This is a genomic window from Streptomyces sp. JLBT605 (assembly GCF_058215555.1).
On record NZ_CM177087.1, the window covers coordinates 2,325,103 to 2,347,086 of the forward strand.

Here is a 21,984-nt window from a genome sequence, read left to right on the forward strand (position 1 = left end):
CCCTCATGTGACCGGGGCGCCGCCCCGGAGCCCCGGTCCTCAAACGCCGGACGGGCTTTACAGCCCGCCCGGCGTTTTTCGATGACGAAGACGTCACCCCGTATTGCGAAGCCCCGGCACGGTGGACAGGCGGCCAAGCTCGCCGACACCCACCGGGGGCCGGGGCCGCCAAGGGCCGGCGCCGAGCCCGCCAGGGGTCGGGGCCGGGCTCGCCGAAGGGCGGCGGCGGAGCTCGCCGGTGGGCATCCGGGGGCCGGGGCCTGGCGCCGGAAAGAGACGACTCGGCCGGGGCGCTCCGTGAGGAGCGCCCCGGCCGAGTCATGCCACGGTCGCCGACCGCGAGGTCACCCCGTGTTGCGGAGCCCCGCCGCCACGCCGTTGACGGTCAGCAGCAGCGCCCGGGCCAGCAGCGGATCGGGCTCCTCACCGCGCTCGCGGGCCGAGCGCTGCCGGTCCAGCAGCGCGACCTGGAGGTAGGAGATCGGGTCCAGGTACGCGTCGCGGACCCGGAAGGTCTGCTGCAGCACCGGGCTGGAGTCCAGTAGCTCCGCCTCGCCGGTGATGCCCAGCACCTCGCGGACCGTCAGCTCGTGCTCCGCCTCGATCGTCTCGAAGACGTGCCGCAGCTCCTGCGGGACGAGGGTGTCGACGTAGTGCCGGGCGATCCGCAGATCGGTCTTGGCCAGCGTCATCTCGACGTTGGAGAGGAAGTTGCGGAAGAAGTGCCAGTGCTGGTGCATCTCGTCCAGCACGTTGCCCAGGCCGGCCTCGCGCGCGGCCTTGAGCCCGGAGCCCACACCGAACCAGCCGGGCACGATCTGCCGGGACTGGGTCCAGCCGAAGACCCACGGGATGGCGCGGAGCCCGTCCAGACCGGCGCCGGAGTCGGGGCGGCGGGACGGCCGGGAGCCCAGGTGCAGTTCGGCGAGCTGGTCCACCGGGGTGGCGGCGAAGAAGTAGGCGGGCAGGTCGGGGTCCTCCACCAGCCGCCGGTAGGCGCCGTGCGCGGCCTCGGAGACGGTCTCCATCGCGGCGTCCCAGCGGGCCAGCGCCTCGTCGGACTGGCGGGGGGCGGTGTGCAGCGCGGACGCCTGGAGGGTGGCGGCGACCGTCAGCTCCAGGTTCTCCCGGGCGAGCGCGGGCACCAGGTACTTGTCGGAGATGACCTCGCCCTGCTCGGTCACCTTGATCTCGCCCTCCAGGGTGCCCCAGGGCTGGGCGAGGATCGCGTCGTGGGTGGGCCCGCCGCCACGGCCGACGGTGCCGCCGCGGCCGTGGAACAGCCGCAGCCGCACGCCGTGCCGGTGGGCGACGTCACGCAGCAGCCGCTGGGCGCGGTGGATCTCCCACTGGCTGGTGGTGATGCCGCCGAACTTCGAGGAGTCGCTGTAGCCGAGCATGACCTCCTGGACGTCGCCGCGCAGGGCGACCAGCCGCCGGTAGGAGGGGTCGGAGAGCATTTCGTCGAGCAGCCGGTCGGCGATCTTCAGCTCGTCGGTGGTCTCCAGCAGCGGCACGATGCCGATCTTCGCCCAGCCGGCGTGCAGGTCGATCAGCCCGGCCTCGCGGGCGAGCACGGCGGCCGCGAGGACGTCGTCCGAGCCCTGGCACATGGAGATGATGTACGACTCGATGACCTCGGGCCCGAAGCGCTCGAAGGCCTCCCGGATGGTGCGGAAGACGCCGAGCGTCTTGGCTCCGGCGGCGTCCAGCGGGGCGGGCTGGGGGGCGAGCGGGCGGCGCGAGCGCAGCTCCTTGGCGAGCAGCTTGCGCCGGTAGTCGCGCGGCATGTCGGCGTACCGCCAGGACTCCTCACCGAGCCGGTCGAACAGCTGACCGAGGGCGTGGTGGTGGGCGTCGGCGTGCTCGCGGACGTCCATGGTGGCGAGCTGGAGGCCGAAGGCGGCCAGCGTGCGCAGGGAGCGCTCCACCCGGCCGTCGGCGATCAGCCCGCCGCGGTGGGCGCGCAGCGAGTCCTGGATCAGGCTCAGGTCGGCGAGGAGTTCGGCGGTGCCGAGGTAGTCGCGGCCGGGCTGGTGCGGGGTGCCGCCCGCGAGCCGCTCCCGGGTGTTGAGGAGCTTCTGCCGTACGCAGGTGGCCTTGAGGCGGTAGGGCTCCTCGGCGTTGAGCCGCTTGTAGCGGGGGCTGATCTCCGGCAGCAGCTCCAGATCGGTGCCGAGGGAGTCGAGGAGCTCCTTGGTGGCGCCGCTGTTGCGGATGGAGTTCGACAGCGCGGCGCGCAGGTCGTCGACGAGGGCGAGGGCGTCGGTGATGCCGTGCTCGTGCTGGAGGATCAGAACGTCCCAGGTCACCTCGGGGGTGACGTTGGGGTTGCCGTCGCGGTCGCCGCCGATCCAGGTGCCGAAGGTGAGCGGTCGGGTGCTGGCCGGCAGGCTGACGCCGACGCGCTCCAGCTCGGCGATCAGGTCCTCCAGGACGTCACCGACCGCGCCCGCGTGGAGTTCGTCGAGGTAGTAGATGGCGTTGCGGGCCTCGTCGGCGGGCTCGGGGCGGGCGACGCGCAGCTCGTCGGTCTGCCAGAGCAGGTCGATGTTCTCGGCGAGGCGGACGTCGACGCGGCGGGAGTCGCCGCCGGCGGCCAGGGTGTCCAGCAGGGCGGCGATGCGGCGCAGCTTGTTCAGCACGCTGCGGCGGGCGGCCTCGGTGGGGTGCGCGGTGAAGACCGGGCGGACGTTCAGGCGCTCGACGGTCTGCCGCAGGTGCTCGGGGTCGGCGTCCTTGAGCTGGTCGGCGGTGCGGGCGAGGATGCCGCCCTCGGCGGCGCGCTTGGTGCTCAGCTCGCGGCCGCGGTGCACCTGCTCGGTGACGTTCGCCAGGTGGAAGTAGGTGGAGAAGGCGCGCACCAGCTTGGCCGCGGTCTGAAGATCGGTGGAGCCGAGCAGTTCCGCGGCTGCCTCACCATCCGTACGGGTGAGGGCGCGGACGCGCTCGACGAGATCCAGCAGCTCCGGGCCTTCCTGCCGGACGAGGGTCTCGCCGAGCAGATCGCCCAGCCGGCGGATGTCGGCGCGCAGGGCGGCGTTGGTGTTGTCGGCACTGCTCACAGGTCGGCTCCTTGGCAAGCGGTACGGGCTCAAACCGGTTAAGTGCACCTGCGGCTGTGGCCGCGGGCCCACGACCCGGTGCTTCTGGCGAGGTGCGGACCGCGCTGTCCGACGCCCTCCAGGATAGGTGCCGCGCCGCCTGCCGGGTGAACAGCCCTCTTGCCCGCCATGGTCGCCCTGCCATACTTACGACGCCGTAGGTTACGTATCTGTAGCCGTCCCCCGAGCCCCCCGAGGGATCCCATGACTGCAAGCCCCGACGTGGTCGAAGACACGCCGAAGGCCCAGGAAACCCCGCTTCCCTCCGCCACGCTCGGCGGGGACAGCAAGCGGTCCGTCGAGCAGATCACCCTGATGCTGTTCATCGTCGTTCCCTTCATCGCCCTGCTGGCGGCGATCCCGCTGGCCTGGGGCTGGGGGGTGAGCTGGCTGGACCTGGGCCTGATGGTGGCCATGTACTACATCGGCTGCCACGGCATCACCATCGGCTTCCACCGCTACTTCACGCACGGCTCCTTCAAGGCGAAGCGGCCGCTGCGTATCGCGCTGGCGATCGCCGGTTCACTGGCGGTGGAGGGGCCGCTGGTGCGCTGGGTCGCCGACCACCGCAAGCACCACAAGTTCTCCGACGCCGAGGGCGACCCGCATTCGCCGTGGCGGTACGGCGAGACGGTCCCGGCCCTGATGAAGGGGCTGTGGTGGGCGCACATCGCCTGGATGTTCGATGAGGAGCAGACGCCGCAGCAAAAGTACGCGCCGGACCTGATCAAGGACGACGCGATCCGCCGGGTCTCCCGCCAGTTCGTGCTGTGGACGGTGGTCTCGCTGGCCATCCCGCCGGTGATCGGCGGCCTGGTGACCTGGTCCTGGCAGGGCGCGGTGACCGCGTTCTTCTGGGGATCACTCGTGCGGGTGGCGTTGCTGCACCACGTCACCTGGTCGATCAACTCGATCTGCCACGCGGTGGGCAAGCGTCCGTTCAAGTCGCGCGACAAGTCGGGGAACGTCTGGTGGCTGGCGGTGCTGTCCTGCGGCGAGTCGTGGCACAACCTGCACCACGCCGACCCCACCTGCGCGCGGCACGGCGTACTGAAGGGGCAGCTGGACTCCAGCGCCCGGATCATCCGCTGGTTCGAGAAGGCGGGCTGGGCGTACGACGTGCGGTGGCCCAGTGAGGCCCGCATCGACGCCCGCCGCCAGGAGGACGCCGCGCACGCGGCATGATTGAGGCGTGGCGATCGACAGCGGACGAAGCAGTTCAACCAAGGAACGGGACCGGGGCCCGGCTTCCGGGAGCCGGCGTGCCCGCCGGGTGCGGATGACCGGCGCGGAGCGCCGGGAGCAGCTGCTGGACATCGGTCGCACGCTCTTCGCCGAGCGGGGCTTCGAGGGCACGTCGGTGGAGGAGATCGCGGCGAAGGCCGGGGTCTCCAAGCCGGTGGTGTACGAGCACTTCGGCGGCAAGGAGGGGCTGTACGCGGTGGTCGTGGACCGCGAGATGCGTCAGCTCCTGGACATGGTGACGGGCGCGCTGACCGCGGGCCATCCGCGGGAGCTGCTGGAGCAGGCCGCGTTCGCGCTGCTCGACTACATCGACGAGTACACCGACGGGTTCCGCATCCTGGTGCGGGACTCGCCCGTGGCCCAGTCGACCGGCACCTTCGCCTCGCTGATCAGCGATATCGCGACGCAGGTGGAGGACATCCTGGGGCTGGAGTTCAAGGCCCGGGGCTTCGAGCCGAAGCTGGCCCCGCTGTACGCGCAGGCGCTGGTCGGCATGGTCGCGCTGACCGGCCAGTGGTGGCTGGACGTGCGCAAGCCCAAGAAGGCCGAGGTCGCCGCGCACCTGGTCAATCTGGCCTGGCACGGCCTGGACGGCCTTGAGCCCAAGCCGCGGCTGATCGGCCACCGGCGCAGCTGACCTCCCGAAACAGCTACGTCCCCGGGCCCTTCCCCCCGCAAAAGTGCGGGGGGAAGGGCCCGGGGCGTGAGCGGAGGGATCAGCCCAGATGCTCCCTGCGGGCCACCACGAAGATGCGCCGGAAGGGGAACGGCGTCCCGTACGGGCCCGCGGGATACGCCTTGCGCAGCAGGTCCCGGTATTCGTCGAGGAACTCCTCCCGGGCCGGCGGGTCGTCGCGCAGCGCGGTCAGCACCGGCCGCAGGGCCGTGCCCTTGACCCACTCCAGGACCGGGTCCTCGCCTTGCAGCAGCTGCACATAGGTGGTCTCCCAGGCGTCGACCGCGCAGCCCAGGACGGTCAGCCGCTCCAGGTAGTCGGCCGGGGTGAGGATGTGCACGAAGGCGCGGCCGTATCCCCGCAGGCGGTCGCGCCACCGCGGGGTGTCGCAGAGTTCGCCGAGCAGCGCGTGACTGGGCGCGGTGAAGTTGCCGGGGACCTGGAAGGCGAAGGTGCCACCGGGCGTCAGCGCGTCGATCCAGGCGGGGAAGGAGTCCGCGTGGCCCCGCACCCACTGGAGGGCGGCGTTGGAGACGATCAGGTCGTAGCGCTCGTCGGGCGTCCACTCCGCGGCGTCGGCGTACCGGAAGTCGAGACGTCCGCCGCCGGGGGTGCGCCCCGCGCGGGTCCGGGCTTCGGCCAGCATCTCCGGGGAGTTGTCGAAGCCGGTGATACGGGCGTCGGGCCAGCGGTCGGCGAGCAGCGCGGTGACGTTGCCGGGACCGCAGCCGAGATCGGCGATCCGGGGCGGCCGGCCGGCGGCCGGCAGGCCGGGTATCCGGGCCAGCAGGTCATGGAAGGGGCGGGTCCGGTGAGTGGCGTGCCGCAGGTATTGGTGTGGATCCCAGGTCGGTGGGTGGTGCATGGGTCGAGCCCCCTAGCATGTGCGGGACGGTGCGAAGCGGAGCGATTGCTCCCGCCTTCGATGCCCAGCAGTCCACCATAATATCTCTTGACATCAAGAGACTTCATGTCGACAGACCTATTACACTGATCGCCATGGAGGACGAGGTCGATCGGCTGGTCGCAGCGTGGCGCCGCGAGCGCCCTGACCTCGACGTGGAACCGCTGGAAGTGCTCAGCCGGGTCAGCAGGCTCGCCCGCCATCTGGACCGGGCGCGGCGGCTCGCCTTCGCCGAGCATCAGCTGGAGCCCTGGGAGTTCGACGTGCTGACCTCGCTGCGCCGCGCGGGGGCTCCCTACCAGCTCTCACCAGGGCAGTTGCTCACCCAGACGCTGGTCACCTCGGGCACCATGACCAACCGCATCGACAGGCTGGCCAAGAAGGGCCTTGTGGAGCGCCTGCCCGACCCCAGTGACCGGCGTGGAGTGCTGGTCCGGCTCACCGCCGAGGGGCGCGACCGGGCCGATGAGGCGCTGGCCGGACTGCTGGCCCAGGAGCGGGCCATCCTGGCCGAGCTGAGCCATGCCCAGCGCGCCGAACTCGCCGCGCTGCTACGCCAGTTGACTGCCCCGTTCGACAACGTCCCCGGCTAGCGGGGCGGGGCCGACCCCGGCCCGGCGGGCGAGCGCGACGGCCGCCAGCGTGGAGTGCACCCCCAGCTTGCCCAGCACGTTCTGCATATGAGTGCGGACCGTGTGGGGCGAGAGATACAGCCGCTCGGCCACTGCCTTGCGGCCCAGCCCCGCCACCATGCAGCGCAGCACCTCGCGCTCGCGCGGGGTGAGCGACTCCACCAGCCGCTCGCTCTCCGACCGGTGCTTGCGGGCCGCGGTCAGCTCGCGCAGCACCCCGGTGAGCAGCGCGGGCGGCAGGTGGGTCTCGTCGCGCAGCACCCCGCGGATGACGACCAGCAGCCGGGAGAGCGAGCAGTCCTTGGCCACCCAGCCGCACGCCCCGGCCTGCAGCGCGGCGGCGGCCCGGCGCGGGTCGTCGCGCTCGGCGAGCACCACCGAGCGCGCCGCCGGATGGGCCGAGCGGACCGCGCTGACCAGGGACAGACCGTCGAGGACCGGCCGCGGCCCGGCGCCCTGCTCGGCCGTACAGGAGCCGAGGGCTCCATCGGACGACAGGCCCAGCTCGGCGTCGACCAGCGTCACATCGAAACGGCGCCCCTCGGCCGCGCCGCGGTCCAGGCAGCGCAGCGCGGCCGGTCCGCTGCCGGCCGCCGCCACCTCGACGTCCTGCTCGGCCGCAAGGGCAGCGGCGAGCGACTCGGCGAAGATGCGGTGATCGTCCACCACGAGAACCCGGATACGTGCCACAGCCACCCCCATGTCGCCGGATGCGGAGAAGACCCGTGGCCCTTCCGCCCGTCGTCCTCCATCACCCTCAAACCCCTGGAGAGTGTCGGCCCCCACCGATCGCAGTGGGGTCAGTGTTCCTCATCGGTGCTCAAGTCAATCAACTTTGACGGAATTTGATCGGGAAAGGTGGCCGTCGAGCGCGTCAGCGCCGTTCACACCAGCCGCCGCGCGCCGTCCGAAGGCAACGCCGGGAAGATGCGCGGCTCCTGGTGACCGGCCGCGGCGAACGCCTCGCGCACCGCCCCGCTCACCCGGCCGACCGCCTCCTCGGCCACCAGCACGATCGCGGAACCGCCGAATCCGCCGCCTGTCATCCGGGCCCCGAGGGCACCCGCGGTGACCGCGGACGCCACGACGAGATCCAGCTCCGGGCAGGAGACCTCGAAGTCGTCCCGGCAGGAGGCGTGTCCGGCGGTCAGCAGCGGCCCGACCTCCTCGATCTTCCCGGCGTCGAGGAGGTCGGCGACTTCCTCGACGCGTCGATTCTCGGTCACCACATGGCGCACCCGCCGCTGGACGGTCCGGTCACCGGCCAATTGGGTCAGGGCCTCTTTCAGTTGCACGAACGGCACATCGCGCAGGGCGCGCACACCGAGCGCCCGCGCGCCGACTTCGCAGGAGGCGCGCCGCTGGGCGTACGCGCCGTCCGCCAGCTCGTGCTTGACCCGGGTGTCGACCACCAGCAGACGCAGCCCCCGGGCCGCCGGATCGAACGGCACCTGCACCTGCCGCAGGTCCCGGGTGTCCAGGAAGAGCGCGTGCCCGGCGGTGCAGCAGGCCGAGGCGGTCTGGTCCATGATCCCGCAGGGCACGCCCACGAAGGCGTTCTCCGCGCGCTGGCACAGCCGGGCGATACGCCGCCGGTCCAGCCCCAGTCCGTACAGCTCGCTGAGCGCGGTGGCGGTGGCCACCTCCAGGGCGGCGGACGAGGACAGCCCGGCCCCGGTGGGCACCGAGCTGTCGATGTGCAGGTCCAGGCCGCCGACCGGCAGTCCGGCCTCCCGCAGCGCCCACACCACCCCCGCCGGGTACGCCGCCCAGGACCCCGCCGTCGCGGCCGGGACCAGCCCGTCCGGCGCCAGCTCCACCACCGGCCCCGGCATGGCGCCGGAGGTCAGCCGCAGCAGCCCGTCGGCGCGCCGGGAGGCGGCGGCGAGCGTGGTGTGCGGCAGCGCGAGCGGCATCACGAAACCGTCGTTGTAGTCGGTGTGCTCGCCGATCAGGTTGATCCGTCCCGGCGCCGCCCAGACCCCCTCGGGCAGCGCCCCGAAGACCTCCCGGAAGGCTGCCGCGGTGATGCCGGGGCCGTGCTCGGCCGGGTCGTGGGTCACTCCGTCTCCGCCTCCTTGAGCTGGGCGAACTCCCAGGCGTCCGCCACGATTCCGGCGAGGTCGGCGCGGCTGGGCTGCCAGCCGAGCCGCTGCCTGGCGCGGGTCGCGGAGGCCACCAGGACGGCCGGGTCGCCGCCCCGGCGGGGAGCGGTGACCTCCGGGACCGGGTGCCCGGTCACCTTGCGCACCGTCTCGATCACCTCGCGGACGGTGAAGCCGTTGCCGTTGCCGAGGTTGCAGATCAGGTGCTCGCCGCCGCGCGCCGCGGTCAGCGCGAGCAGGTGTGCCTCGGCGAGGTCGGCGACATGGATGTAGTCGCGGACGCAGGTGCCGTCCGGCGTCGGGTAGTCGTCGCCGAAGACGGAGATCGCCTCCCGCTTGCCCTGCGCGACCTGGAGGACCAGCGGGATCAGGTGCGACTCGGGGTCGTGCCGCTCGCCGTGGACGGTGCCGTCGGCGGCCCGGTAGGCGCCGGCGACGTTGAAGTAGCGCAGCGAGACGGCGGCCAGGCCGTGCGCCGCGCACTCCCCGCTGATCATGTGGTCGACGGCGAGCTTGCTCGCGCCGTAGGGGTTGGTCGGCGCGGTGACGGCGTCCTCGGTGATCGGGGTGGCGGTGGGCTCGCCGTAGGTGGCGGCGGTGGAGGAGAAGACCAGGGTGCGCACGCCCGCCTCGCGCATGGCGGCCAGCAGCTCGATGGTGCCGCCGAGGTTGTTCACCCAGTACTTCTCCGGGTTGACCACGGACTCGCCGACCTGCGAGAACGCGGCGAAGTGCAGCACCGCGTCGTAGGAGGGGTCGAGCCACTTGGCGGCGGCGATGTCCTGGATCCGCCCCTCGATGAACTCCGCGCCCTTGGGCACCCCGGCGAGGTGGCCGGTGGACAGGTCGTCGACCACCGTGACCTGGTGCCCGGCCTGGAGAAGGTGGGCCGCCACGACACTGCCGACATAGCCCGCGCCGCCGGTCACCAGGTACTTGTGGGTCATGGGATCGCTACCTCTCGCAGTCGCATCGCCGCGGCTTCCGGCGGCACATCGTTGATGAACACACTCATGCCGGATTCGGAACCCGCGAGAAACTTCAGCTTTCCGGAAGTGCGTCGAATGGTGAAAAGCTCGAGGTGGAGCGCGAACGCCTCGCGATCCGGGTGGCGGAACGGCGCCTGGTGCCAGCCCGCGATGTACGGGGTGGGCGGCTGATCGGGGCCGAAGATCCGGTCGAAGCGCCGCAGCAGCTCCAGGTAGACCCGCGGGAACTCCGCGCGCGCCGCCTCGTCCAGCGCCCGCAGATCCGGCACCCGCCGCCGGGGGTAGAGGTGCACCTCGTACGGCCAGTGCGCGGCGTGCGGCACGAATGCCGTCCAGTGCTCGCCCTCCAGCACGATCCGCCGGCCGTCCGCCCGCTCGTCCGCGAGCACGTCGTCGAAGAGGTTGCGGCCGGTGGCCTGGCGGTGCTCGGCGAGCGAGCGCAGCATCAGCCGGGTGCGCGGCGTGACGAACGGGTAGCCGTAGATCTGGCCGTGCGGGTGGGCGAGGGTGACGCCGATCTCCGCGCCCCGGTTCTCGAAGCAGAACACCTGCTCCACGCCGGGCAGTTCGGCCAGCTCGGCGGTGCGGTCGGTCCAGGCGTCCAGGACCAGGGCGGCCTGACCGGGGGTGAGGGCGGCGAAGGAGGCGTCGTGGTCGGAGGTGAAGCAGACCACCTCGCACCGGCCCATGTCCCCGGCCAGGGAGGGGAAACGGTTCTCGAAGACGACGACGTCGTACTCCGCGGCCGGGATCTCGCTGGGCCGCCCGTCCCGCGTCGGGCACAGCGGGCACTGGTCGGCGGGCGGGTGGTAGGTGCGGCCCTGCCGGTGGGAGGCGATGGCGACGGCGTCCCCCAGCAGCCGGTCCCGGCGGATCTCGGAGGTCGTGACGGTCGGCTCCAGCGGCCGCCGGTCGATGGTGTCCCGCACCGCGTCGTCCCGGGAGTCGTAGTAGATCAGCTCGCGGCCGTCCGCGAGCCGGGTCGCCGTCTTCTTCACCGTGAAGCTCCTCCCTCGCCCGCCCCCGGCCGCACTCACTCGACCACACATTACAACGCGACCGAACAGAAGTATTCAGAATCTCATACTGGCCGTGTACGTTCCTGTGCGTTCCCGTTCTCGCATCGCCGCGGAGAGTGACCCATGCACTACTTGGCCGAGGGGCTACGACTCCCCACCAACGGGCTGGACTACACCATCCTGGGCATCTATTTCGCCGTTGTGCTGGGCATCGGTTTCGCCGCCCGGCGCAGCGTGAAGACGTCGCTCGACTTCTTCCTGTCGGGCCGCTCGCTGCCGGCCTGGGTCACCGGTCTCGCCTTCGTCGCCGCCAACCTGGGCGCCACCGAGATCCTCGGCATGGCGGCCAACGGCGCGCAGTACGGGGCGTACACCGTGCACTGGTACTGGATCGGCGCCATCCCGGCCATGGTCTTCCTGGGCCTGGTGATGATGCCCTTCTACTACGGCTCCAAGGTGCGGTCGGTGCCGGAGTTCCTGCTGCACCGCTTCGGTCCCGCCTCCCACCTGCTCTCCTCGATCATCTTCGCGGTGTCCTCGGTGCTGATCGCGGGCGTCAACCTCTACGCGATGGCGATCGTGCTGGAGGCGTTGATCGGCTGGCCGCAGTGGCTGGCGATCGTGGTCGCCGGCTTCTTCGTGCTGGCGTACATCACCCTGGGCGGCCTGTCCTCCGCCATCTACAACGAGGTGCTGCAGTTCTTCGTCATCCTGGCGGCGCTCATTCCGCTCACCGTCGTCGGCCTGAAGCGGGTGGGCGGCGTGGACGGGCTGACGGACAAGCTCGGCGACAGCCACGGCGATGACTTCCTCTCCGCCTGGGGCGGCACCGGCATCGGCTCGGACAACGCGCTGGGCGCCAACTGGCTGACCATCGTCCTCGGCCTCGGCTTCGTGATGAGCTTCGGCTACTGGACGACCAACTTCGCCGAGGTGCAGCGGGCCCTCTCCGCCAAGAACCTCTCCGCCGCCCAGCGCACCCCGCTGATCGCCGCCTTCCCCAAGCTCCTCATCCCGATGGTGGTGGTCGTCCCCGGCCTGATCGCGCTGGTGATGGAGCCGTCGCTGGGCAAGGAGGGCAGCGATCTCCAGTACAACGACGCGATTCCGGTGCTCATGCGCGACCTGCTGCCCAACGGCGTCCTCGGCATCGCCGTGACCGGCCTGCTCGCCGCCTTCATGGCCGGCATGGCGGCCAACGTCTCCTCGTTCAACACCGTCTTCACCAACGACATCTGGGCCGCGTACGTCCGCAAGGGCCGCCCGGACAGCCACTACCTGGCGACCGGCCGGGTGGTCACCGCCGTCGGCGTGCTGATCGGCATGGGGACGGCGTTCATCGCCTCGTCCTTCAGCAACATCATGAACTACCTGCAGACGCTGTTCTCGTTCTTCAACGTGCCGCTGTTCTGCGTCTTCATCATCGGCATGTTCTGGAAGCGGTCGACCGCCGCCGCCGGGTTCTGGGGCCTGCTGTCCGGCACCGTCGCCGCGATGGTCAACTACTTCTGGCTGTACAAGCAGCACGTCATCGACATCCCCAGCGACCAGGGCGCCAACTTCGTCTCCTCCATCGTGGCGTTCGTCGTCGGCGGCGTGGTGATGGTCGCGGTCACGGCGTTCACCAGGCCCAAGCCGGCCGAGGAACTCGCCGGTCTGGTCTACGGCACCACCTCCCCCGGCATGACCGAACCCCCCGCCAGGGGCGATGACGCCTGGTACCGCAAGCCGGCCCTGCTGGGCTGGGGCGCGATCCTGCTGGCCGCCCTGTGCTACATCCCGTTCTCCTTCTGACCCCTCTCAGCCGGACTTCCGAGGTGACCCGCCCATGAGTGAGTACGAGTACCAGCACGAGGTCGAGGAGCTGGAGCGCAGGTCCGCGACCGCCGCCCGGCTGTTCGACGTGCGCCGCATCATCGGCGGCCTGTTCGTGGTCTACGGCGTCATCGTCACCGCCGCCGGGATCGACCCCTCGGACGCGGACCTGAAGAAGGCGCAGGACATCAACATCAACCTGTGGACGGGCATCGGCATGCTCGCCCTCGGCGCCTTCTTCCTCGTCTGGACCTGGCTGCGCCCCGCCGAAGCGCCCGCACCGCCGGACGCGCCCGCGCCCCCCAAGGCGGCCTCAGACCGGCCCGGGTCCTGAGGACGGGACGCCCCCGGCCCGGTCCAGCAGCCCGGTGCGGGCCGCCAGCGCGGCCGCCTCCAGCCGCGACCCCACGCCCAACTTCATCAGCACCCGCTGCACATGGGTACGGGCGGTGCTGGGGGCGATGCCCATGCCGGCCGCGATCAGCCGGGTGTCCTCCCCCTCGGCGACCCGCACCAGCACCTCGACCTCGCGCGGGGTGAGCATCTCCAGCAGCCGCGCCCCCTCGTCGTCGGGCTGGGCGGCGGGGTTGAGCAGCTCCGCGAACGCGCCCTGGAGCAGCGCGGGCGACACCGCGGCCTCACCCGCCCGTGCCTTGATCATGGCTCGTTCCACGCCGTCGATCCGCTCGTCGTGGCGCACGTAGCCGGACGCCCCGGCGGCGAACGCGGCGGCGATGCCGCGCGGACTCGGCACCGGACCGAGCACCACGACCGCCACCTGCGGCCGCTCCTTCTTGATGCGGCGCACCGGGTCGAAGGCGCCCGGCTCGGCCGGCGCGGAGGTGCCCAGCAGGCACACCTCCGGTGACCGGCTGACCACCAGATCGGCGGCGCCGGCGCTCGGCGCGGCGGCCGCGAGCACCCGGTGCCCGCGCAGTCGCAGGGCCGAGGCGAGAGCCTCGGCCAGCAGTCGGTGGTCGTCGACCACCATGAGTCGCACTCCCATGAACCCCCCTTGGTCCCCGACCACCGTTCTATACGGCAGCGGCCCCGCCCGTACAGTTCCGTACGGGCGGGGCCGTTGCGAATGCGACGACTTTTCAGCGGGTGGATCAGCGGCCGAAGGCCATGGCCAGCGGGTCCTTCGCGTCGTAGTCCGAGTCGCTGACGACGGTGTCGCCCATGTACAGGTGCTGGTTGTTGTACACGAACCAGTCGTCGCCGGCGTCGAAGGTGTTCTGCCCCTCGGCACTCTCGCTCGGCAGACGCATCAGCTGGTCCTTCTTGTACGACTCCGGGTTGACCCGCCACATCCCGCCGCCGCTGGTGTAGCCGGCCTTCTGCAGGGCGAGCACGTACCCGTCCTGGTCGACGCCCATCGGGACGATCTCGGAGCCCGGGAGCCCGTCGGACTTACCGATCGTCTTGCCGGTCGCCAGGCTGAACGCCACGATCTCGTTGGTCGATCCGGAGGCGTCGCTCGAGCGGGCCTCGGTGGCCATGAAGAGGGTGTCGGTCTCCTTGCTGACGGCGACCTGGCCACAGGAGGCGACCTCGGTGCTGCACTTGATCGTGTACTTGCCGCTGGAGGTGGAGATCTTGGACCGCAGGGTGGCCTTCGCGGACTTGTCGTCGAGGACCATCAGGTCCGAGATCCCGGAGTCGTCGCCGGCGGCCGACAGGGCGATCACCAGCGGGTCGGCGGAGACCACGCGCACGTACTCGATGCCCCGGGGGACGTCGAAGCGGGAGACGGTCTCGCCGGTCGTGGGGTTCACCGACTGGACCCGGACGTTCTCGTTGCCGTAGTCGCCGCAGGACTGGACCGCGATCAGCTTCTCCTCGGTGCCGAAGTAGCCCTGGTCCTTGCACTCGGTGCCATCGCGCGGCACCCACAGCTCCTTGCCGTCGACGGACCAGGCCGCGCCGCCCCGGGTGCCGCCCGCGGCGACGGTCCCGGCGCCGATGGTCACCTCGTCGAACTCCGGCATGTAGTCGCCGGAACCGACGTGCTTCTGCCACACCAGCTTGCCGGTCTTGAGGTTGACCAGGCCGACCTCGGTGCAGTCGGGGTAGTCGTCCTTCTTCTTCGGCTTGTGGTCCTGGAAGACGACCGCCGTCAGCCCCTCCTTGGTGACGCCCTGCCAGCCGGCGCAGAGGGCACCGTCGAGCGGAAGCTTCCACTTCGGCTTGCCGCCGTCCGCCGGGTAGGCGGTGATGTTGTACAGGCCCGCCTTGGCGAAGACCTCGTCGGTCGCCCACAGGCCGGGGACGTCGGAGAAGCTCTTCACGTTCTTCGGCTTGGGCAGCGTGCCCAGCAGCCGGGCCTCGATGGTCTCCGGGGCGTCGGTCGGCTTGAAGGTGCTCTTCTTCTTGGTGGGGTCGTCGTTGCCGCCGGTGGCGCCCTGGCTGGTCCCGCCGCTGTCGCCCTTCTTGCCCTGGTCGTCGCCGCCGTCGTCCTTGGTGAGGAAGAAGATGCCGCCGGCGACGATCAGCAGCAGCGCGACCACCGCGGAGATGATGATCACCAGCCGCTGCTTGGAGCCGCCGCCGGAGCCGCCGCCGACCGGCGGCTGCGTCTGGGTGGGGTAGGTGCCGTAGGGCTGCTGCGGCATACCGTACGGCTGGGTCGGCATCCCGACCTGCGTCGGCTGGGCATGCGTCGGCTGCGGATATCCGTAACCGGGCTGCGCCGGGTACCCGTAACCCCCGGCGCCCGGCGGCGGGGTCTGCGGTCCGGGCGGCGGAGGCGGCACCGGTCCGGGTGCCCCGGGCGGCGGCGTCTGCGGGGCCCCCGGCGGCGGGGGCGTCTGCGGCACGCCGGGCGGGGGCGGAGGCGTCTGGGGGGCGCCCGGCGGCGGGGGCGGCGGGGTGTACGGCCCGCCCGCCGGCGGGGTGCTCGGCGGCTGGCCGGGGGCCTGCGGGTAGCCGTACCCCTGCTGCGGAGGCGGCGGCGTACCCGGGCCCTGCGGCGCCTGCGGGTATCCGTAACCGGACTGCGGCGCGCCGAAGCCGCCCTGCGGCGGCGTGTTGGGCGGCTGGGGCGGCTGTGACATCGAAGGTTCCTTCTCGCGCGGGCTCGTGCGCCGATCGGCCTCTCCGCGAGACGAGGGGGTTCGGATCCCGCTCGGAAGGAGCGAATCGGACACAATGCCCGTCAGTCAACGGCTGGCTGGCGGGAGTTCTTTGTATCACCCGACAACGACAGGGCAGGGGGCGGTCTCCATCCCGGCAGCCAGCTGAGACCGGGCCGTGACGAGGCCGCGACCTCCCGCGCCGGGCCCCCGCCCCGGGCCCCGCCGCCCAAAGCGGGACGGGCGGGACACCGGCCAGGCGGCACGCGGACGCGCCGGAACACCGGCGCCGACCGCGCGGTCAGACGTCCTCGGCCAGCTCCAGCCAGCGGAGTTCGAGCTCGTCCCGCTCCCCCGCGAGCTCCCGCAGCTGCGCGTCGAGCCCGGCGACCTTCTCGAAGTTCGTGGCGTGCTCGGCGATCTGCTCGTGCAGCTTCGCCTCCTGCTCGCCGATCTTGTCCAGCCGGCGCTCGATGCGCTGGAGCTCCTTCTTGGCGGCGCGTGCGTCGACCGCGGACTTCTGCTTCTCCTGCTTCTGCGGGGCGACGGCCGCCAGGACCTTGGCCTCGGCCTCCTCCTCCATGCGGCGGCGGCGCTCCAGGTACTCGTCCAGGCCGCGCGGCAGCATCCGCAAGGTGGCGTCGCCGAGCAGCGCGAACACCCGGTCGGTGGTGCGCTCGACGAAGTACCGGTCGTGGCTGATGACCACCAGCGAGCCGGGCCAGCCGTCGAGCAGGTCCTCCAGCTGAGCCAGCGTCTCGATGTCCAGGTCGTTGGTGGGCTCGTCGAGGAAGAGCACGTTCGGCTCGTCCATCAGCAGCCGCAGGATCTGCAGCCGCCGCCGCTCACCGCCGGAGAGGTCGCCGACCGGCGTCCACTGCTTCTCCTTGGTGAAGCCGAACTTCTCGCACAGCTGGGAGGCCGTCATCTCCCGGCCCTTGCCCAGGTCCACCCGCCCCCGGATCCGCTCCACCGCTTCCAGCACCCGCCAGTCGCGGTCGAGTTCGGCGACCTCCTGCGACAGATAGGCGAGCTTGACGGTGCGGCCGACGACGACCCGGCCGCCGGCCGGCTGCTCCTCGCCGTCGGAGTCCGCCGCCGCGGCCAGGGCACGCAGCAGTGAGGTCTTGCCCGCGCCGTTGACGCCCACCAGGCCGATCCGGTCGCCCGGACCCAGCTGCCAGGTCAGATGCTTGATCAGCACCTTGGGGCCGGCCTGGACGGTGACGTTCTCCAGCTCGAAGACGGTCTTGCCGAGCCGGGAGTTGGCGAACTTCATCAGCTCCGCGGTGTCGCGCGGCGGCGGGACGTCCGCGATCAGCTCGTTGGCCGCCTCGATCCGGAAGCGCGGCTTGCTGGTGCGCGCCGGGGCGCCGCGCCGCAGCCAGGCCAGCTCCTTGCGCATCAGGTTCTGCCGCTTGGCCTCCTCGGTGGCGGCGATCCGGTCCCGCTCGGCGCGGGCGAAGACGTAGTCGCTGTAGCCGCCTTCGTACTCGTGGACCGCGCCGCGCTGCACATCCCACATCCGGGTGCAGACCTGGTCCAGGAACCAGCGGTCGTGGGTGACGACCACCAGCGCCGACCGCCGCGCCTGGAGGTGGCCGGCGAGCCAGGAGATGCCCTCCACGTCAAGGTGGTTGGTGGGCTCGTCCAGCACGATGAGGTCCTGCTCGGCGATGAGCAGCTTGGCGAGCGCGATGCGGCGGCGCTCGCCACCGGAGAGCGGGCCGATCACGGTGTCCAGGCCCTGCGGGAAGCCGGGCATGTCCAGCCCGCCGAAGAGCCCGGTGAGCACGTCCCGGATCTTGGCGTTCCCCGCCCATTCGTGGTCGGCGAGGTCCCCGATGACCTCGTGCCGCACGGTGGCCGCGGGGTCCAGCGAGTCGTGCTGGGTGAGCACCCCCAGCCGCAGGTGCCCGGCGTGGGTGACGCGGCCGTCGTCGGCCGACTCCAGCTTGGCGAGGATCCGGATGAGGGTGGTCTTGCCGTCTCCGTTCCGGCCGACCACGCCGATCCGGTCGCCCTCGTTGACGCCGAGGGAGACGCCGTCGAGCAGTGCACGGGTGCCGTACACCTTGCCGACGGCTTCCAGATTGACGAGGTTGGTGGCCATCTCACTCCCGGGACGCGGATCGATCGACATCCCAGGGTAGTCGGCGTACGGAATGCCCGTGCGGGCCGCACCAGGCGCTCCGCCGCCGCCCGGGCCGGCCCGCGTTGGCCCGAGTCAGCCCGGGTCAGCCCGGATCAGCCCGGGTCAGCCCGGGTCAGCCGGTGAGCAGGGTCGCTCCCGGCACCGGGCCGAAGGCCACCCGGGCCGCGCGGCAGGTGCCGGACGCCGTCAGCTCCGCCGCGATCCGCGTCGCCGCCGCGGCGTCCTGGGCGAGGAAGGCCGTGGTCGGGCCGGAGCCGGAGACCAGGGCGGCGAGCGCGCCGGCTTCGGTGCCCGCGCGCAGGGTGTCCGCGAGCGAGGGGCACAGCGAGACGGCCGCGGGCTGGAGGTCATTGGTCACGGCGGCGGCCAGCGCGGCGGCGTCGCCGGTGCGCAGGGCCGCCAGCAGCGCCGCGGACGCCTCGGGCTCGGGGACGGACTCCTCGGCGCGGAGCCGGTCGCACTCGCGGTAGACGGCCGGGGTGGAGAGTCCGCCGTCGGCGAGGGCGAAGACCCAGTGGAAGGTGCCGCCGACGGAGAGGGGTTCGAGGATCTCACCGCGTCCCCGGCCCAGCGCCGCCCCGCCGACCAGGCTGAACGGCACGTCGCTGCCGAGTTCGGCGCAGATGTCGAGGAGTTCTTCGCGGCTGGCGCGGGTGCCCCACAGCGCGTCGCAGGCGAGCAGCGCACCTGCGCCGTCGGCGCTGCCGCCCGCCATGCCGCCCGCGACGGGGATGTCCTTGGCGATGTGGATGTGGACCGCCGGGTCCGCGATGCCGTGCCGGGCGGCGAGCAGCTCGGCCGCCCGCGCCGCCAGGTTGGTCCGGTCCGCCGGGACGAGATGGGCGTCCGGGCCGGAGACCGTGACCCGCAGGGTGTCGGCCGCGGTGACGGTGACCTCGTCGTGGAGGCCGACGGCGAGGAAGACGTTGGCCAGGTCGTGGAAGCCGTCGGGGCGGGGCGCGCCGACCGCCAGCTGGACGTTGACCTTGGCCGGGACCCGGACGGTGACGCTCGTGGCGGGGACGCTCGTGGCGGGGACGGCGCCAGTGCCGGACGCGTCCGCGCCGGACGGGCCTGGCTGGTATCCGGTCGTCATGCCCCGGCCCCCTTGATCTGCTGCCGCGCCTCGGCGATGGCGGCGAACTGCTCGACGGTCAGTGATTCGCCGCGGGCCTGCGGCGAGATCCCGGCGGCGACCAGCGTGGTCTCGGCCGCCGCGGCGGATCCGGCCCAGCCGGCCAGTGCGGCGCGCAGCGTCTTGCGGCGCTGGGCGAACGCGGCGTCGACCACCGCGAAGACCTCGTCCCGGGTGGCGGTGGTGGCCAACGGCTCGGTGCGGCGGACCAGGGAGACCAGGCCGGAGTCGACGTTGGGCGCGGGCCAGAAGACATTGCGGCCGATCGCTCCCGCCCGCTTGACCTGCGCGTACCAGGCGGCCTTCACCGAAGGGACGCCGTACACCTTGGAGCCGGGCGGGGCGGCGAGCCGGTCGGCGACCTCCGACTGCACCATGACCAGGGTGCGGTCGATGGTCGGGAAGGTGGCCAGCATGTGGAGCAGCACCGGCACCGCGACGTTGTAGGGCAGGTTGGCGACCAGGGCGGTCGGCGCCGGGCCGGGCAGCTCGGTGACGTGCATCGCGTCGGAGTGCACCAGCGCGAAGCGGTCGGCCCGCTCCGGCAGCCGGGCGGCGACCGTGCCGGGCAGCGCGCCGGCCAGCAGGTCGTCGATCTCCACCGCGATCACCCGGTCGGCGGCCTCCAGCAGGGCCAGGGTCAGCGAGCCGAGCCCCGGTCCGACCTCGACCACGACGTCGTCGGGGCGCACCTGCGCGGTGCGCACGATGCGGCGCACGGTGTTGGCGTCGATGACGAAGTTCTGGCCGCGCTGCTTGGTGGGGCGTACGCCCAGGGCGGCGGCGAGCTCGCGGATGTCGGCCGGGCCCAGCAGGGCGTCGGCCGTCTCACCGGCCGTACCGGGCGCGCCGGCGGGCTCGGGCGCGGCGTCCGCGGCTTCGTGCGGGTCGGTCATGGACTCAGGTCGCTCGCTCACCGCAGAAGTTTACGGCCGCAGCCGGGCCAGGGGGCGGCCCCCCGCAGCACGTACAGCTTCTTGGCGCGGTAGGTCTGCTCGGCGGCGGGCGCGTCCTGCGGCCGTCCCGCGCCGCCGAGCCGGTGCCAGGTGGGCACGTCGAACTGGTACAGCCCGCCGTGGGTGCCGGCGGAGTTCACCGCGTCGGGCCGCCCGCCGGACTCGCAGCGGGCCATCGCGTCCCAGTTCAGACCGTCCACGGGGCCGCCGACCGAGTTCGGCAGCGGCATGCTGCCGACCCGCACGATCCGGTCGGTGGGCTGCCGCAGGATCCGGGTGCCGACCACCCTGGGCCGCTGCCGGACGCCGTTGACGGTCCGTACCGCGTAGGTGATCCGCTTCAGGCCCGGCCGGCCCTGCTGCTCGACCATCTCGGTGCCCTGGAACGCCGTCGGGTCCGGGCGCCGCACGCTGCGGTAGGGCAGTACCAGGTCGCGGTGCTCGGTGCCGCTGCGGATCCGCATCACCGAGACGGTCTGGCCGTCGCGCGGGGGGCTGCCGGGCGGCACCGAGGTGGTGTCCTCCTCGCCCAGCGCCAGCCCGGCCTGCTCGACGGCCTCACGCACGGTCGCGGCGTTGGTCCGCACCGTGTGCTCCCGTCCGTCGGCCAGGACCGTGACGGACCGCTCGGTGCGGACCTCGAGGACGAGGCCGGTGCGCGGGATGGGGGCGTCGAGCGGGGCGGTCAGGCTGGCTCCCGCGGTGCGCACGCCGAGTCCGCGCAGCGCTTCGCGCACGGTCTCCGCGGTGGTCCACACCCGGCGGCGCTCGCCGTCGAGCGTGAGGATGAGCGGGCGGCCGTGGCGGACGCCGACCTTCGCGCCGTCGGTGAGCGGCCGTCCCGGGGCCGGGACGACGGTGTCGTGCTCACCGAGCGTCACGCCCTGTTGGGCGAGGACTCCGCGGACGTCGTCGGCGTAGGTGTGCAGGGTCTGGGTGGTGCCGTCGACGTCGAGGGTCACCTTCTTGTCCTGGGCGACGAAGGCCGAGGTGCCGCCGGCCAGCGCGGCGACCACCAGGGCCCGCGGCAACAGGCTGCGGACCGGGTCGCGTTCGGGCGCGGGTCGGCGGTGGCCGCGACGGCGGTGGGCGGCCTGGGTACGGCTCATCACGTCACTCCACGGAGCCTGAAGGGTGGTGCTGGGGGTGGGCCGGGACTCTAGCCCAGCCGGGGTGGTGACCCAAGGCGACACCACCACGCAGGGTGATCGGCTGTGTGTGCGAGTGCCCGGCCCGCCGGGTGCGCGGGAGCGGCCGGCGCCCCTGGTGTCACCCGAGTCCGAAGGCGCGGACGGTGTTGGCCATGATGTGCGCCGCCAGGGTGTCCTCGTCCACTCCCTTGACCTCGGCCATCGCCCGGAGGGTGTACGGGATGAGGTAGGGGGCGTTCGGCCGTCCGCGGTACGGCGCCGGGGTGAGGAACGGCGCGTCCGTCTCCACCAGCAGCAGCTCCGGCGGGGCGACGGCGAGGGCGTCGCGCAGCGGCTGGGCACTCTTGAAGGTGACGTTGCCCGCGAAGGACATGTAGTAGCCCGCGGCGGTGCACGCCTTGGCCAGCTCGGCGTCGCCGGAGAAGCAGTGGAAGACGACCCGGTCCGGGGCGCCCTCCTCGGCCAGCACCCGCAGCACGTCATCGTGCGCCTCCCGGTCATGGATGACCAGGGCCTTGCCGTGCCGCTTGGCGATCTCGATGTGGCGGCGGAAGGAGAGCTCCTGCGCGGCGACGCCCTCCGGGCCGGTACGGAAGAAGTCCAGGCCGGTCTCGCCGACCGCTCGCACCTGCGGGAGTGCGGCGAGGGCGTCGATCTCGGCGAGCGCGGCGTCCAGCGCCGCCTCGCCGCCCGCCGCCCTGGGCCCCTGCCGGTGGGTTCCTTCCGGATCGCCCAGCACGATCCGCGGCGCCTCGTTGGGGTGCAGCGCGACCGCCGCCCAGACGTTCTCCCAAGCGGCGGCCGTCTTGGCGGCCCAGCGCGACCCCTCGACGTCGCAACCCACCTGGACGACGGTCTCGACGCCGACCGAGGCGGCCTTGGCGAGGGCGTCCTCCACCGAGCCTTCTTGCATGTCGAGGTGGGTGTGCGAGTCGGCGACCGGGACCCGGAGGGGTTCCGGAAGCGGCGGCGGGGTCTGCTTGGCGCTCATATGCGCGATTCTAGGATCGCGCGGACCCGGCCG

At 72.3% G+C, this 21,984-nt stretch carries 18 protein-coding genes; 5 read left to right on the forward strand and 13 right to left on the reverse strand.

The features are described from left to right. Nucleotides 1-344: 344 nt before the first annotated feature. Nucleotides 345-3,065, reverse strand: coding sequence for a phosphoenolpyruvate carboxylase (ppc, locus tag AC4BDD_RS10425; protein ID WP_490690715.1), 2,721 nt, complete (start codon nucleotides 3,063-3,065; stop codon nucleotides 345-347). A gap of 243 nt (nucleotides 3,066-3,308) precedes the next feature. On the opposite strand from ppc, the gene AC4BDD_RS10430 reads away from it, so the two are divergent. Beyond that, nucleotides 3,309-4,289: an acyl-CoA desaturase gene (locus AC4BDD_RS10430; RefSeq protein ID WP_490690716.1), complete on the forward strand. Its 981-nt coding sequence runs from the start codon at nucleotides 3,309-3,311 to the stop codon at nucleotides 4,287-4,289. 13 nt (nucleotides 4,290-4,302) lie between these two features. Beyond that, nucleotides 4,303-4,986: a TetR/AcrR family transcriptional regulator gene (locus AC4BDD_RS10435; RefSeq protein ID WP_490691731.1), complete on the forward strand. Its 684-nt coding sequence runs from the start codon at nucleotides 4,303-4,305 to the stop codon at nucleotides 4,984-4,986. 79 nt (nucleotides 4,987-5,065) lie between these two features. Here AC4BDD_RS10435 and AC4BDD_RS10440 read toward each other — a convergent pair whose 3' ends face one another. Further along, entirely contained in the window at nucleotides 5,066-5,890 is an 825-nt protein-coding gene (locus tag AC4BDD_RS10440) for a trans-aconitate 2-methyltransferase (RefSeq protein WP_490690717.1), read from the reverse strand. A gap of 134 nt (nucleotides 5,891-6,024) precedes the next feature. Here AC4BDD_RS10440 and AC4BDD_RS10445 point away from each other — a divergent pair, with 134 nt between their 5' ends. Beyond that, entirely contained in the window at nucleotides 6,025-6,522 is a 498-nt protein-coding gene (locus tag AC4BDD_RS10445) for a MarR family winged helix-turn-helix transcriptional regulator (protein WP_490690718.1), read from the forward strand. Here the strand turns inward: AC4BDD_RS10445 and AC4BDD_RS10450 are convergent. From AC4BDD_RS10450 to galT, 4 genes are all read right to left on the reverse strand, one after another. Then, complete coding sequence (locus AC4BDD_RS10450; protein ID WP_490690719.1) at nucleotides 6,481-7,251, reverse strand: LuxR C-terminal-related transcriptional regulator; 771 nt, start codon at nucleotides 7,249-7,251, stop codon at nucleotides 6,481-6,483. The two genes, AC4BDD_RS10445 and AC4BDD_RS10450, sit on opposite strands and share 42 nt — an antisense overlap. Nucleotides 7,252-7,445: 194 nt before the next feature. Continuing rightward, on the reverse strand, nucleotides 7,446-8,624 hold the full coding sequence (gene galK / locus AC4BDD_RS10455; RefSeq protein WP_490690720.1) for a galactokinase: 1,179 nt from the start codon (nucleotides 8,622-8,624) through the stop codon (nucleotides 7,446-7,448). After that, entirely contained in the window at nucleotides 8,621-9,613 is a 993-nt protein-coding gene (gene galE, locus AC4BDD_RS10460; RefSeq protein WP_490690721.1) for a UDP-glucose 4-epimerase GalE, read from the reverse strand. The genes galK and galE overlap by 4 nt, the downstream gene beginning before the upstream one ends. Then, the gene (gene galT, locus AC4BDD_RS10465; protein WP_490690722.1) at nucleotides 9,610-10,653 is read right to left on the reverse strand and encodes a galactose-1-phosphate uridylyltransferase; all 1,044 of its coding nucleotides are present in this window, start codon (nucleotides 10,651-10,653) and stop codon (nucleotides 9,610-9,612) included. The genes galE and galT overlap by 4 nt, the downstream gene beginning before the upstream one ends. 144 nt (nucleotides 10,654-10,797) lie before the next feature. Here galT and AC4BDD_RS10470 point away from each other — a divergent pair, with 144 nt between their 5' ends. Continuing rightward, on the forward strand, nucleotides 10,798-12,468 hold the full coding sequence (locus tag AC4BDD_RS10470; RefSeq protein ID WP_490690723.1) for a sodium:solute symporter family protein: 1,671 nt from the start codon (nucleotides 10,798-10,800) through the stop codon (nucleotides 12,466-12,468). Nucleotides 12,469-12,502: 34 nt separating this feature from the next. Then, entirely contained in the window at nucleotides 12,503-12,823 is a 321-nt protein-coding gene (locus AC4BDD_RS10475; RefSeq protein ID WP_490690724.1) for a hypothetical protein, read from the forward strand. On the opposite strand, the gene AC4BDD_RS10480 is transcribed toward AC4BDD_RS10475, so the two are convergent. The 7 genes from AC4BDD_RS10480 to AC4BDD_RS10510 form a co-directional block, all read right to left on the reverse strand. Beyond that, nucleotides 12,803-13,495 carry a helix-turn-helix transcriptional regulator gene (locus AC4BDD_RS10480; protein WP_490690725.1) on the reverse strand — a complete coding sequence of 231 codons (693 nt, stop codon included), beginning with the start codon at nucleotides 13,493-13,495 and terminating at the stop codon, nucleotides 12,803-12,805. The two genes, AC4BDD_RS10475 and AC4BDD_RS10480, sit on opposite strands and share 21 nt — an antisense overlap. A gap of 106 nt (nucleotides 13,496-13,601) precedes the next feature. Next, complete coding sequence (locus tag AC4BDD_RS10485) at nucleotides 13,602-15,545, reverse strand: DUF1720 domain-containing protein (RefSeq protein ID WP_490690726.1); 1,944 nt, start codon at nucleotides 15,543-15,545, stop codon at nucleotides 13,602-13,604. A 319-nt stretch (nucleotides 15,546-15,864) separates the two neighbouring features. Next, nucleotides 15,865-17,676: an ABC-F family ATP-binding cassette domain-containing protein gene (locus AC4BDD_RS10490; RefSeq protein ID WP_490690727.1), complete on the reverse strand. Its 1,812-nt coding sequence runs from the start codon at nucleotides 17,674-17,676 to the stop codon at nucleotides 15,865-15,867. A 154-nt stretch (nucleotides 17,677-17,830) separates the two neighbouring features. Next, on the reverse strand, nucleotides 17,831-18,814 hold the full coding sequence (locus AC4BDD_RS10495; RefSeq protein WP_490690728.1) for a 4-(cytidine 5'-diphospho)-2-C-methyl-D-erythritol kinase: 984 nt from the start codon (nucleotides 18,812-18,814) through the stop codon (nucleotides 17,831-17,833). Beyond that, nucleotides 18,811-19,749: a 16S rRNA (adenine(1518)-N(6)/adenine(1519)-N(6))-dimethyltransferase RsmA gene (gene rsmA / locus AC4BDD_RS10500; protein WP_490691732.1), complete on the reverse strand. Its 939-nt coding sequence runs from the start codon at nucleotides 19,747-19,749 to the stop codon at nucleotides 18,811-18,813. Before rsmA ends, AC4BDD_RS10495 begins: the two co-directional genes overlap by 4 nt. A gap of 17 nt (nucleotides 19,750-19,766) precedes the next feature. Further along, nucleotides 19,767-20,918 carry a resuscitation-promoting factor gene (locus AC4BDD_RS10505; protein WP_490690729.1) on the reverse strand — a complete coding sequence of 384 codons (1,152 nt, stop codon included), beginning with the start codon at nucleotides 20,916-20,918 and terminating at the stop codon, nucleotides 19,767-19,769. Nucleotides 20,919-21,078: 160 nt separating this feature from the next. Next, entirely contained in the window at nucleotides 21,079-21,951 is an 873-nt protein-coding gene (locus AC4BDD_RS10510) for a TatD family hydrolase (RefSeq protein ID WP_490690730.1), read from the reverse strand. Between the last annotated feature and the right edge of the window lie 33 nt (nucleotides 21,952-21,984).

What these genes read in the sequence shown, in the direction of transcription:
- AC4BDD_RS10445 (WP_490690718.1), top strand. Translation starts at nt 6,025, where the DNA reads ATGGAGGACGAGGTCGATCGGCTGGTCGCAGCGTGGCGCCGCGAGCGC.
- rsmA (WP_490691732.1), bottom strand. Translation starts at nt 19,749, where the DNA reads ATGACCGACCCGCACGAAGCCGCGGACGCCGCGCCCGAGCCCGCCGGC.
- AC4BDD_RS10475 (WP_490690724.1), top strand. Translation starts at nt 12,503, where the DNA reads ATGAGTGAGTACGAGTACCAGCACGAGGTCGAGGAGCTGGAGCGCAGG.
- AC4BDD_RS10430 (WP_490690716.1), top strand. Translation starts at nt 3,309, where the DNA reads ATGACTGCAAGCCCCGACGTGGTCGAAGACACGCCGAAGGCCCAGGAA.
- AC4BDD_RS10440 (WP_490690717.1), bottom strand. Translation starts at nt 5,890, where the DNA reads ATGCACCACCCACCGACCTGGGATCCACACCAATACCTGCGGCACGCC.
- AC4BDD_RS10510 (WP_490690730.1), bottom strand. Translation starts at nt 21,951, where the DNA reads ATGAGCGCCAAGCAGACCCCGCCGCCGCTTCCGGAACCCCTCCGGGTC.
- AC4BDD_RS10495 (WP_490690728.1), bottom strand. Translation starts at nt 18,814, where the DNA reads ATGACGACCGGATACCAGCCAGGCCCGTCCGGCGCGGACGCGTCCGGC.
- AC4BDD_RS10490 (WP_490690727.1), bottom strand. Translation starts at nt 17,676, where the DNA reads ATGGCCACCAACCTCGTCAATCTGGAAGCCGTCGGCAAGGTGTACGGC.
- AC4BDD_RS10485 (WP_490690726.1), bottom strand. Translation starts at nt 15,545, where the DNA reads ATGTCACAGCCGCCCCAGCCGCCCAACACGCCGCCGCAGGGCGGCTTC.
- AC4BDD_RS10470 (WP_490690723.1), top strand. Translation starts at nt 10,798, where the DNA reads ATGCACTACTTGGCCGAGGGGCTACGACTCCCCACCAACGGGCTGGAC.
- AC4BDD_RS10480 (WP_490690725.1), bottom strand. Translation starts at nt 13,495, where the DNA reads ATGGGAGTGCGACTCATGGTGGTCGACGACCACCGACTGCTGGCCGAG.
- galE (WP_490690721.1), bottom strand. Translation starts at nt 9,613, where the DNA reads ATGACCCACAAGTACCTGGTGACCGGCGGCGCGGGCTATGTCGGCAGT.
- AC4BDD_RS10505 (WP_490690729.1), bottom strand. Translation starts at nt 20,918, where the DNA reads ATGAGCCGTACCCAGGCCGCCCACCGCCGTCGCGGCCACCGCCGACCC.